We start from the raw sequence: 12147 nt of genomic DNA on the forward strand, positions 1-12147 counted from the left end.
ACCATGAATAATTATTTTTTTCACGCAAAGGGCGCAAAGAAAATAAGACGCAGAGAAATGTGCTGTAAATCAAACAATTTTATTTGAGGTTGCCGGGAAGGCAGTAAGGCGGGAGTAAGAACTCTCCGCCTTCCCGGCTTACTGGCCAAAGCCCTTTTCAGCTTACATTTCAGCTCGCTTCTTTCTCCGTACTTCGTTATCTTTGCAGCCTTTCTGCAAAAGGGGCAGCACGAGAAATAATCAGATATGGCAGCAGCAAAAACAGTCGCATTTCACACATTGGGTTGTAAACTCAACTATTCCGAAACATCCACACTCAGCCGGCAGATGGAGAGTGAAGGTTTTGAGAAGAAAGAGTTTGATGACCTGGCCGATGTGTATGTGATCAACACCTGTTCTGTTACTGATAATGCCGATAAAGAATGTCGGCAACTGGTGCGTCGTATTCAACGCAAGTCGCCGGAAAGTTTAGTGGTAATCACCGGTTGTTATGCACAGTTGAAGCCAAAAGAAATTGCAGAGATACCCGGTGTTGATTTGGTGTTAGGTGCAGCCGAAAAATTCAATATTGTTTCGCACATTAAAGAACTGGCGAAAGGTGATAGTGCAAAGATCAGCAGTTGCGACATTGAAGATGTAAGTGGTTTCAATGCTTCTTATTCCATCAACGACCGTACACGTACGTTTTTAAAAGTACAGGATGGTTGCGATTATACCTGTTCGTTCTGCACCATTCCGCAGGCACGAGGTAAAAGCAGAAGCGATAATGTGGCCAACGTGATTGCCAACGCCAAAGAAATTGCAACAGGTGGCAGTAAAGAAATTGTGTTGACGGGTGTGAACCTTGGCGATTTTGGTAAAGGTGCAGATGGTAATGGTTCGCTTTCTATCTATAACCGTGAGGAAAATTTCTTCGACCTCATACAACAGTTAGATAAAGTGGAAGGTATTGAACGTTATCGCATCTCTTCCATTGAACCCAACCTGCTTACCAACGAGATCATTGAATTTGTAAGCAGAAGTAAAAAGTTCATGCCGCATTTTCATATTCCGTTGCAAAGCGGAAGCAATACCATTCTAGGTATGATGCGCCGCCGTTACAAACGGGAGCTGTATGCCGAACGTGTTGCACTCATTAAACAACTGATGCCGCATTGCTGTATTGGTGTGGATGTAATTGTTGGTTTCCCCGGTGAAACCGATGAACTGTTTAAGGAAACATTTGATTTTCTTCACTCACTCGATGTAAGCTATCTGCATGTGTTCACCTACTCTGAACGTGACAACACACATGCACTCACACTCGGTCCGGTTGTACCTATGACCACCCGTTACGAACGTAACAAAACACTCCGCAATCTTTCTTACATGAAGATGCAATACTTTACGGAGCAGCACGCAGGCGAAACAAGACCTGTGCTGTTCGAAGGGCATAGTAAGAACGGCATGATGGAAGGTTATACCGATAACTACATTAAGATCACTACGCCGTTTAAAGAAGAATGGGTGAATGAGATTGTGGATTGGAAGATATAAGGCTTTGTAAGGTACTAGTACTATTTGTACTCTTCTGGTTTCAATACAATTCGAAACAAATAATTCCCCAAAGTGTCACTATAGTTAAATTCTACTGTCGTATTTATATCTCTAAACATTTTACTTTCAGGATTTGTTCTAACCATGTTTAAAGTTGTAATACGTAATGACTTTTCAAATTCATGAATGTCGTATTTCACAGTATCATACTTTAAGATGTAATTATACCTAAAAGTTGCAGGAGGAAGTGCGACAGTATTTTCAAGTTTCAAAATACTATCAACTTGCATAGGACACATTTTATTGACAGTAGTAGAGACTCCTTTTAAAAATTCAAACCTTGATTTTGGCTTTGAATTACAACCAATAAAAACAAATACCACAAAGATTTTGAAAAACATTTTCATAAGTCTTCAACTATTCTTACTTCAACAACGCCTCCACATTTCTCTGCAGAATCGCTTCCAGTTTCAGCTCCACTTCTTTTTCTTTCACCATCAGATCTTTCAGCGTTAATTTATTCAGCAGATTATCGAGTGTGTACTGGATCATCTTCCACAGCGAACGTGTGCTGCAATCAACAGAGTTAGTACACAAACGGCCAATGCCGGTATGTGCATCACAAAACTGTTGATCGAACAAAGTACCACCCAATGCTTTCAACACATCATTAATAACGATGGTATCCGATGGCTTTGCCAGCACATAACCACCTTTGTAACCGGGCGTACTGTTGATGAACCCTTCCATACGCAAAGTGCGGCAAATCTTTGCCACATGCGGTTCGGTGAGCTTCTCCGCTTCACTTAACTGTGGAATACTTAATCCTTCAACGGGATTAGCCGATGCAATGCGGATAAGAATCCTGATACCGTACTCTTCTGATGAAGTAATTTTCATGTTGAGATGGTTTATTCTTGTGTTGCTAAAGGATCTACCTGGTATAAATTTTTGAAATAACTTCTTAACTCTTCACGCTCTGCTTCTGTTGTTTGCTTTGTGCAATATTCATTGTATGCTGTGATCAATGCATCAGCAATCGTACCTGCATCTGTTGTTTCAATCTGGTGACGTTGCAAATGCAACAGCACTTGTCCGTCTTTCAACAACAACACATTGGGTGAAGAAGGTGTGATTCCGTTCAAATAGTTTGCACGGAAATGCGCCACCGCTTCTTTCTCCATACCTGCAAACAATGTTGCTTTTACATCAGGCACTACATGATTAAAAAAGCTGAGCAATGCACCCGGTCTGCTAACTCTTGCACTGCAACCGCATACACTGTTCAACACCAGCAATACTGTTTTTCCGGGATTACCTGCCAATACCTTTTCAACATCTTCAACACTCATCATTTGTTCAAAGCCTGCATCTACCAGCTCTTTTCGGTAAGGTGCTGCAATTTGTTCGGGATAGCTGGGGCCTTGATTGCCCATTAAACTATCTAAAGAAATCATTGCCATACTTTAAATTTTTCTCACAGATTTCACTGATGTACTCAGATGAAATCTGTTGGTGATTGTTATTGTTTATTAAAGCTCATTGATCTGCAGAAAACTATCTGTTTTTATCTGCGTGATCTGTGAGCAACTCTACATAAATCCTAATTCCAATGCTGCTACTTCACTCATCATACTCTTCTCCCACTTCGGTGTCCAGGTGATCATCACATTTACATCAGTCACGCCTTCCACTTCTCTTACTTTCTGATCTACTTCCACAGGCAACGATTGTGCTGCAGGGCAACTGGGCGCTGTCAACGTCATGGTGATATTGGCATAACCTTTATCGTTGATGTCGATATTGTAGATCAAACCAAGATCATAGATATTCACCGGCAACTCGGGATCAAATACCGTTTGTAGCTTTTCGATGATCGTTTCTTTAATTGCTTCTTTGTCCATCACATTTATTTTACAATCCGCACTAATTCATCTGTTGCTTTGCTTGATATACAGTTGCATCCAGTTTCATTTGTTTCACCATGCTCAGCAAACCATTGCTTCTTGTTTGTGCCAGGTGTTGCTTCATGCCGATCTTATCTATGAATTCCAGTTTTGCATCAACGATCTCTTTGGGTGCATGTCCGCTCAATACACGAATCAGCATACTCACCAAACCTTTTACGATCACCGCATCGCTTTCTGCACGATAAAATACTTTTCCATCTTTCAACTCGCTCACCATCCACACTGTACTCTGGCAACCTTTGATCTTGTTCTCTTCTTTCTTATGCTCGTCTTCCAGTGGTTTCAATTTCTTTCCCATGTCGATGATGTATTCATATTTCTCATCCCATGAATCGAACAACGAAAACTCATCAACAATTTCTTCTTCTGTTTCTGCTATACTTTTAACTTCTGCCATTTTCTTTTTTATGTAACCGGCTTTAGTAATTCTTTTAATCGTTTGTTGCGTCGCACACTTGAACGTTTTGTAATGCTATTCAGCACCCCCCCCCGTCAATCTTTACTAAGTTTATCATCCTTCAGCCCTCCAAGGAGGGGATTCATATTATCCAATTCATCCTTTCATCCTATAAATCCTGGTTCAGACTATCTCAATAACTTTATCGCTTTATGCAAACCTGCAATCATCACATCAATTTCTTCTTTGGTATTGTACATTGCAAAACTTGCTCTTGTAGTACCGGGAATACCAAAACGATTCATCAATGGTTGTGTACAGTGATGACCCGTACGAACTGCTACTCCCTGGTTATCTAATAAAATACCTAAGTCCTGTGGATGTACGCCTTCCACTACATACGATGCCACACTCACTTTATGTTTTGCTGTACCAACTAAACGAATACCATCAATGCTTTGTAATTGCTCCGTTGCATAACGCAGCAACTCGTCTTCGTATTTACGAATGGTTGATTTACCAATACCACTTACAAAATCAAGCGCTGCTTTTAAAGCAACCGTATCAGCAATATTGGGTGTACCTGCTTCAAACTTGTAAGGCAGATCGTTCCAGGTTGTTTTTTCGAATGTTACATCTTTGATCATTTCACCACCACCCATGAACGGCGGCATTGCTTCGAGCAACGCACGCTTGCCATACAATACACCAATGCCTGTCGGGCCATATACTTTGTGTGAACTGATGGCGAAGAAATCGCAATCGAGTTGCTGCACATCAATATCCAAATGCACGGTTGATTGTGCTCCATCGAGCATAACAATTGCTCCAACCTTATGTGCTGCGTCAATAATTTCTTTTACAGGATTGATCGTTCCCAACGAATTGGATGCATGCACTACGGAAACCAGTTTCACTTTTTCATTTAAGAGTTTGTGAAACTCTTCCATGATCAATTCGCCGTTATCATTTACAGGAATCACATTCAACTTTGCGCCTGTGATTTCAGCGATCAGCTGCCAGGGAACGATATTGCTGTGATGTTCCATGCCACTGATGATAATCTCATCACCTGCTTTCAGATTGGTGCGTGCCCATGTGTAAGCAACAAGATTAATGCTTTCGGTAACGCCTCTTGTGAAAATAATTTCTTCACGCTGTTTGGCATTGATGAATTGCTGCACGGTATCTCTTGTTGCTTCGTAAGCAGCGGTTGCTTCTTCGGCCAATGAGTGAATACCACGATGAATATTAGCGTTGTAGTTTTTGTAATAATCTGTCAGCGCATCAATTACTACCTGCGGCTTTTGTGTAGTGGCAGCATTATCAAAATATACCAAAGGTTTTCCTTTCACCACACGGTTCAGTACCGGAAAGTGCTGACGGATAGCCTGTACATCAAAAGTGGTATGTGTTAACGTTTCAACCATTATTTAATTTTTACTACGAAGAGCCAAAAAGGTTTTCTTCGAATTAACTTGGTGAACCTTGTGCAATCTTTGTGCCTTTGTGGTTCAATCAAATTTCAAAATCCAAACGCTCAGAAATGATCTGATCTACATACTGGCGAATTGGTTCAAGTTCAATCTTCTCCAAAATCTCAATTGCAAATGCATGTAACAACAATGCCTTCGCTGCTTTTTCACCAATGCCTCTTGCCTGCAAATAAAACAAAGCTTCATCATCCAATCGGCCAATGGTACAACCATGCGAACATTTCACATCATCCGCAAAAATTTCAAGCTGTGGTTTGGTGTTTACCGAAGCAGTATCGCTCAGCAATACATTCTTATTACTTTGATAAGCGTTTGTTTTTTGTGCATCCTGGCGAACAAAAATCTTGCCGTTGAAAACACCTGTAGCATTTTCATCCATGATGCCTTTGTACAGTTCGTTACTTAAGCTGTGCGGCTGCTGGTTATCTACAATCGTATGATTATCGATGTGCGTATTTCCTTTTACACAATACAAACCATACATATTGCTTTCGCAACCGGGTGCTTCCAGAATAAAGTTGAGGTTGTTACGAATCGTACCGCCGTTTAGTGTAATGGTAACAGAATTCACCTTACTTACACCTAACTGGCGCACATGCGTTGTTTTTACACAACTGCTATGACTATCCTCATTCTGAATTTTATAAATATGCACCTGTGCATTTTCTTCCACTACAATTTCACTCACTTTGTTGATGAATGAATCGCTGGTACCGATGGTTACTTCTTCTTCTACCAATTTTACTTCTGCGTTCACTGCAACATGAATCAATGTACGTGGTTGCGATAACACATTCACCGTTCTTGCATCGTTGATATAATAACAATACAGCGGATGCTCAACTGATTTATTTTTCTTTACAGAAATAAACAAGCCTTGGTATGCAAACGCATTGTTCAATGCATTCACACCATCGTTGTGATAACCGGCGCTATGACCAAGATTTGCATCAACAATTGCTTTGTATTCGCCTTTCACTGCTTCGCTCAACGGAAGGATCACCAGTTCATCAGCAGATGAACGGATGTTTGAAAGTTCTGCATGATAAATACCGTTTACAAATACCAGCTCATTTGCAGCTTCATGGCCGGGCAAACGAAATGCATCCACATCTTTTGCTGTAACTGCTGTTGCATCTACCGCATAAGAAAAATCTTTGTTCAGCACTACACTGATGCGTGTGTACTTCCACTCTTCGTGCTTCACAGTTGGGATGCCTTGTTCATTGAACAGTTCCAGCCCTTTCTGGCTCAACGCTTTTAGTGAACCATTACCGCTGAATGATTCTTTGCTGATCTTATCCTGTATTAATTCTTTTAATTCTGACATCTTACTTTTTTTGTCTCACTGATTCCACTGATATGCACAGATTTTTCTGTGTTCATCTGCGTTATCTGTGAGCGATTTAGGCTTCTACTTCTTCTCCTAATTCTTCCTTAATAAAATCGTATCCTTTTTCTTCCAGTTCAAGAGCAAGCTCTTTACCACCGCTTTTTACAATGCGGCCTTTGTACAGTACGTGTACATAATCAGGAACAATGTACTCGAGCAAACGCTGGTAGTGCGTAATCACCAATGTGGCATTGTCTTTTGATTTCAATTTGTTCACGCCTTCTGCTACAATACGCAACGCATCAATATCCAAACCGCTATCTGTTTCATCAAGAATAGCAAACTTTGGTTCCAACATCGCCATCTGGAAAATTTCATTACGCTTCTTTTCACCACCACTGAAACCCTCGTTGAGTGAACGGCTTAACAAAGACTGATCGATTTCAACCAGCTTCATTTTCTCTTTCATCTTTTTCAAAAAAGCAACTGCATCCATTGGTTCTTCACCACGATATTTACGCACTTCGTTCACTGCTGTTTTAATAAAGTTGGTTGTGCTTACACCGGGAATTTCAATTGGGTATTGAAACGCAAGGAACACACCTTCACGTGCACGATCTTCGGGAGCAAGCTCCAGCAGATCTTTTCCCTGGAACTCAACAGTACCGCCTGTTACTTCATAATCAGAACGACCAGCGAGTACAGAAGCCAATGTTGACTTACCGCTACCGTTGGGTCCCATAATCGCATGCACTTCGCCTGCTTTAATTTCAAGGTTGATACCTTTTAAGATCTCCTTCTCTTCAATCCTTGCCTGTAAATTTTTTATTGATAACATATAATTTGAAAATTGTGAATTTGAAAATTTGAAAATGGACTTTATCCCACACTTCCTTCTAATGAAATAGCCAACAGTTTCTGTGCTTCCACGGCAAACTCCATCGGTAATTGATTCATTACTTCTTTCGCAAAACCATTAATGATAAGGGCTACTGCAGTTTCAGTATCTAAACCACGTTGATTGCAATAGAAGATCTGGTCTTCACCAATTTTTGAAGTAGTAGCTTCATGTTCCACCTGTGCTGTGCTGTTCTTTACTTCAATGTATGGGAATGTGTGTGCACCGCATTTATCGCCCAGTAACAAACTATCGCACTGAGAAAAGTTTCTTGCGTTGATAGCATTCTTACCAACCTGCACCAAACCACGATAAGAGTTTTGACTGAAGCCTGCCGATATACCTTTGGATACAATGCGGCTACGAGTGTTCTTACCAATGTGCATCATCTTAGTACCTGTATCAGCTTGTTGATGATTGTTGGTAACAGCAACAGAATAAAATTCACCCTGGCTGTTATCGCCTTTCAAAATCACCGAAGGATATTTCCATGTAACAGCACTACCTGTTTCAACCTGCGTCCAGCTGATCTTTGAATTTACACCTGCGCAAATACCACGCTTGGTAACAAAGTTGTAAATGCCACCCTTACCATCTTTATCGCCGGGATACCAGTTTTGTACCGTTGAATATTTTACTTCTGCATTATCCAACGCAACAATTTCAACCACCGCAGCGTGCAACTGGTTTTCATCACGCATTGGTGCAGTACAGCCTTCGAGATAACTTACATAGCTGCCTTCTTCGGCAACAATGAGTGTACGCTCAAACTGACCGGTATTTTCAGCGTTAATACGGAAGTATGTGCTCAACTCCATCGGACTTTTAACGCCTTTTGGAATGTAGCAGAAACTACCATCGCTGAACACCGCACTGTTCAATGCAGAAAAATAGTTATCGGTCATTGGAACAACAGAGCCCAACCATTTTTTAATGAGTTCGGGGTGTTCCTGTATAGCTTCGCTCATGCTGCAGAAAATAATTCCGAGTTCGGCGAGTTGCTTTTTAAATGTAGTGGCAATTGAAACCGAGTCGATCACCGCATCCACCGCCACATTGCTCAAACGTTTTTGTTCGTCGAGAGAGATACCCAGCTTTTCGAACGTAGCCCTTAATTCGGGATCCACTTCATCTAAACTGTTCAACGTTTTTTTCTGCTTGGGGGCGCTGTAATATTTAATGGCGTTGTAATCTACCTTGGGGTATTTTACGTTGGCCCATTCCGGCTCGCTCATTTTTAACCAATGACGGTAGGCTTTCAGTCGCCAGTCGAGCATCCATTCCGGTTCGTTCTTTTTGGCGCTGATGAAGCGCACAATGTCTTCACTCAGGCCGGGAGGCGCTTCGTCGGCCTCAATATTGGTCACCCAACCATACTTGTACTCACTCAGGGCTGTTTGCTCCAGAGTGGTCAGCATTTCACTCATGATTCGTTCTGTTTAATCGGATTGCTAATGAAAATTCAATTTATACGCAAAAGTACAGATTAATCTATACGAAAAAGTACAGATTGTGTTCGAGATGCGGAAAAAGTTGACATTTGGAAGAATTTGTGGGGATTGGGAGTTGGTAATTGGTAATTGGGGATTAGGTTCCGATAGTTATCGGGATGGGGGCTGTGGGCTTTTTGCGCCTTGAGCAGCTGCAGTTCCGGCTTTTCGCTGCAATTTGTCAACCGCCGTCGGGGCTTTCAGCCGCCAACGGGGTCTCCTCATTTCCACTTCAATCCGGCAGCCTTTGAACAATGTATTTCTATCCCCGATTATTTTTTCCTGAATCCTATCCGCTCCCGTTCGTCCCACCTCCGTTCTGCCGCTTTTTCATCTAACAAATTTTCCATGGCATCGTAGATCTGGCTAAGCTGTACATCATGTTCTCCAAGTCGTTCTTTCAACTCCCGCAATTGTTCCATGAGATCATTTTCTTTCAGCAATATTTTCCTGATTTCCACAAAAGCCCGCATGATGGCTATGTTCATTTGAATAGCCCGTTCGGTTGTTAGTATTCCACTTAGCATCGCAACTCCCTATTCAGTAAAGACATAGGGCATGTATTTACTATGTTGTCCCCGGCCTTTCTTTAAGGTTGCATTTTGCAACCTTAAAGAATCTGAGTTACCTTCTGAGGTTTCAAATTACAACCTCAAACTTTCAAATTCCTCTTTCGTTAACTGAAACATAAAATCCAAAGGGAAACGCTTGCTATTTCTCTTTACTGCAAGATTCAGAAACTTCGTTTCTGTACCGTAAAGTTCGGCAAGGTCACGGTCGAGCATCACCCGCTCTCCTCTGATTTCGTAAATGCGGTTTTGAATACTTCTGATGATTTGCATAGGCTTTGCTAAAACAATCAAAATAGAAAACATTTTGCAAAAACAAAAAGAGCGGCCTTTGGCCGCCCAACTCATTCACCGTTTCCTATCACAAGTTTTTGCCCTGGTAAAAATCAAGCATTCTTGTACGGAAACTGTATTCATATTTCGCCTGCACCAGATTGATCTTTGTACGATCGAGGTTGTTCTTCGCAATCAGAAATTCAGCTGCATTGATGACACCTGTTTCAAAACGCACTTCAGCTGCACGAAACGATTCTTCGTAATTCAACAACTGCTCATTCAATGTTGTTAAACGTTTATGGGCAGCTTCCATGTTTACCCAAGCCTGCTCAATATTCTGCTTTAACTGGTAGAGCGTGTTATCGGCTTCCAGTTCGGTATTTTTTAAATTAAGTTTTGCCAAACGAACTCTGTTCTTTGTTTGCAGGTTATTAAAAATGGGTATCTGCATATTGATGCCTGTAAAAAAACCGAGGTTATTCTCCATTTGTTTAAAATAACCGACTGAAGATGAAGAGAAATTCTGCATTTCCCGGTAAACAGGCGTGCGTGCACTTCCGCTTTTAATATAAGTGCCGGTTTCAATTTCGGAAACAGTAGTAGGTATAAGTCGTGTAAACAAACTTGAATAACTGCTGCCGGCACTTGCACCTAAACTGATGGTTGGATAATAACCACTCTTCGCAACCTGTATACTTTTCTCCGCACTTTTAACCCGGTACTTATTGGCTTTTACCAATGCCATATACTCCATTGCCGCTGCAATTACTTCTACCGATGTTTGTGCATACAGAACATCACTTAGCTGAATGCTTCTTTGTAACTGCAAACCCGATGCAAACGGCATATTCATTAATTGACAAAGTGTAAGTTTCGCCTGTTGTAAATTGTTTTCAAGATTTACAATCGCAATCAGTTCATTTGCCTGCTGTCCTTTTATATCAGTTAATTGGTAACTGCCTGCCGAACCTTCTTTCACCAACACTTCCATTCGTTCGATCTGCTTTTTTGTAACCTGCAACTGCGTACGGGATACCTGCAAAAGATCATCACTCAGCAGCACCTGCATGTAAGCGAGTATAACATTCAGCACAAGATTATCCTGTGCCTGTTTGTAATCCAGTTCTGCGGCTTTATGCGAAAAATTAGTTTGCTGAATTAAATTCTGCAAACGCATACCGTTGAATAAAACCACACCTGCATCTAAGCCTGCATTGGAAAACGATAGTTGATTATTGGTGTAGGTATTCGTAATAGGATCTACGTTGCGGCCAAAATTGTTACCATAATTCCACCGGCTGTTTACGTTAGGCAACAGGTTCAGCCTTGCCTGGTTTTTATTTACCTCTGCAGCCTGTAGTTGCAATCCTGTTTGCTGTACAAGAATATTCCGTTTCAATGCTGTATCAATACATTGTTTTAAACCCATCTCCTGCGCATGTGTTGTAACAACACAAAGCAATAAAGCCACAGTTAAACTGATGATCCGCATAATTCGTTATTAATTGTTGATGTGTTTTTCAATTCTTCCATCAAGTAAATGAATGGTTCTGCCCGCATAGGCGGCATTCTTTTCGCTGTGCGTAACCTGTATAATGGTTACTCCTTCTTTGTTCAGCTGTGTAAACAACTCCATTATCTCTTCACCTTGCCTGGAATTAAGATTACCTGTTGGTTCATCTGCAAGAATAAGTTTTGGCTTTGCAATCAATGCACGGGCAATACCAACCAATTGCTGTTGCCCGCCTGAAAGCTGCGAAGGAAAAAGATCTTTCTTACCAACAATATTGAAACGATCGAGCATATCGGCCACCATTGCTTTGCGTTCGCTGCTTTTTACATCCTGGTACAACAAAGGCGTTTCAATGTTTTCGTAAACAGTTAACTCATCAATTAAATGATATTGCTGAAATACAAAACCAATGTATTGTTTGTACAACTGTGCCCGTTGCTTTTCCTTGAGCTTGTGTACACTTTCGTGCAGAAAATTATACTCACCTTCATCAAACCCATCAAGCATACCAATTACATTGAGCAAAGTTGATTTGCCCGAACCCGAAGGACCCATGATGGAAATAAACTCCCCTTCCTGCACCTGCAGGTTGATATCTTTCAATAAAAAAATCCTGTTACCGCCAACAGTAACCCATTTGAACATATTTTTTAACTCTAATAACATTTG

The 12147-nt window shown here is 41.1% G+C and carries 12 protein-coding genes and 1 pseudogene; 1 reads left to right on the top strand and 12 read right to left on the bottom strand.

Features of this window, described 5'->3' with window-relative positions:
- The first annotated feature begins 246 nt into the window (after positions 1 to 246).
- Positions 247 to 1536: a tRNA (N(6)-L-threonylcarbamoyladenosine(37)-C(2))-methylthiotransferase MtaB gene (gene mtaB / locus ESA94_RS06700; protein WP_129130053.1), complete on the top strand. Its 1290-nt coding sequence runs from the start codon at positions 247 to 249 to the stop codon at positions 1534 to 1536.
- 20 nt (positions 1537 to 1556) lie between these two features.
- Here the strand turns inward: mtaB and ESA94_RS06705 are convergent, their stop codons facing one another.
- The 12 genes and pseudogenes from ESA94_RS06705 to ESA94_RS06760 all read right to left on the bottom strand — a co-directional run bounded on the left by ESA94_RS06705 (position 1557) and on the right by ESA94_RS06760 (position 12144).
- Positions 1557 to 1943, bottom strand: a complete 387-nt coding sequence (locus tag ESA94_RS06705) for a hypothetical protein (RefSeq protein WP_129130054.1) — start codon at positions 1941 to 1943, stop codon at positions 1557 to 1559.
- Positions 1944 to 1959: 16 nt separating this feature from the next.
- The gene (locus tag ESA94_RS06710; protein WP_129130055.1) at positions 1960 to 2436 is read right to left on the bottom strand and encodes an RrF2 family transcriptional regulator; all 477 of its coding nucleotides are present in this window, start codon (positions 2434 to 2436) and stop codon (positions 1960 to 1962) included.
- An 11-nt stretch (positions 2437 to 2447) separates the two neighbouring features.
- A complete protein-coding gene (locus ESA94_RS06715) occupies positions 2448 to 2999 on the bottom strand; it encodes a BrxA/BrxB family bacilliredoxin (protein WP_129130056.1) in 552 nt (183 codons plus the stop codon).
- A 129-nt stretch (positions 3000 to 3128) separates the two neighbouring features.
- Entirely contained in the window at positions 3129 to 3440 is a 312-nt protein-coding gene (locus tag ESA94_RS06720) for an iron-sulfur cluster assembly protein (RefSeq protein WP_129130057.1), read from the bottom strand.
- A gap of 22 nt (positions 3441 to 3462) precedes the next feature.
- On the bottom strand, positions 3463 to 3903 hold the full coding sequence (locus tag ESA94_RS06725; RefSeq protein ID WP_129130058.1) for a SufE family protein: 441 nt from the start codon (positions 3901 to 3903) through the stop codon (positions 3463 to 3465).
- 188 nt (positions 3904 to 4091) lie between these two features.
- Positions 4092 to 5333, bottom strand: a complete 1242-nt coding sequence (locus tag ESA94_RS06730; RefSeq protein WP_129130059.1) for a cysteine desulfurase — start codon at positions 5331 to 5333, stop codon at positions 4092 to 4094.
- Positions 5334 to 5421: 88 nt separating this feature from the next.
- Positions 5422 to 6729 carry a Fe-S cluster assembly protein SufD gene (sufD, locus tag ESA94_RS06735; RefSeq protein ID WP_129130060.1) on the bottom strand — a complete coding sequence of 436 codons (1308 nt, stop codon included), beginning with the start codon at positions 6727 to 6729 and terminating at the stop codon, positions 5422 to 5424.
- Positions 6730 to 6805: 76 nt separating this feature from the next.
- Complete coding sequence (gene sufC, locus ESA94_RS06740; protein WP_129130061.1) at positions 6806 to 7570, bottom strand: Fe-S cluster assembly ATPase SufC; 765 nt, start codon at positions 7568 to 7570, stop codon at positions 6806 to 6808.
- A 41-nt stretch (positions 7571 to 7611) separates the two neighbouring features.
- Positions 7612 to 9057 (bottom strand): Fe-S cluster assembly protein SufB, encoded by a 1446-nt coding sequence (gene sufB, locus ESA94_RS06745; protein WP_129130062.1) that lies wholly within the window; start codon positions 9055 to 9057, stop codon positions 7612 to 7614.
- A gap of 335 nt (positions 9058 to 9392) precedes the next feature.
- Positions 9393 to 9962: pseudogene (locus ESA94_RS21790) on the bottom strand (ORF6N domain-containing protein).
- Between the two features lie 88 nt (positions 9963 to 10050).
- Complete coding sequence (locus ESA94_RS06755; RefSeq protein WP_129130063.1) at positions 10051 to 11457, bottom strand: TolC family protein; 1407 nt, start codon at positions 11455 to 11457, stop codon at positions 10051 to 10053.
- 9 nt (positions 11458 to 11466) lie between these two features.
- A complete protein-coding gene (locus tag ESA94_RS06760; RefSeq protein ID WP_129130064.1) occupies positions 11467 to 12144 on the bottom strand; it encodes an ABC transporter ATP-binding protein in 678 nt (225 codons plus the stop codon).
- Positions 12145 to 12147: the final 3 nt, after the last annotated feature.

Origin of the sequence: Lacibacter luteus, from assembly GCF_004118265.1 — a bacterium.
In the GTDB taxonomy this organism is placed as follows: Bacteria; Bacteroidota; Bacteroidia; order Chitinophagales; family Chitinophagaceae; genus Lacibacter; species Lacibacter luteus.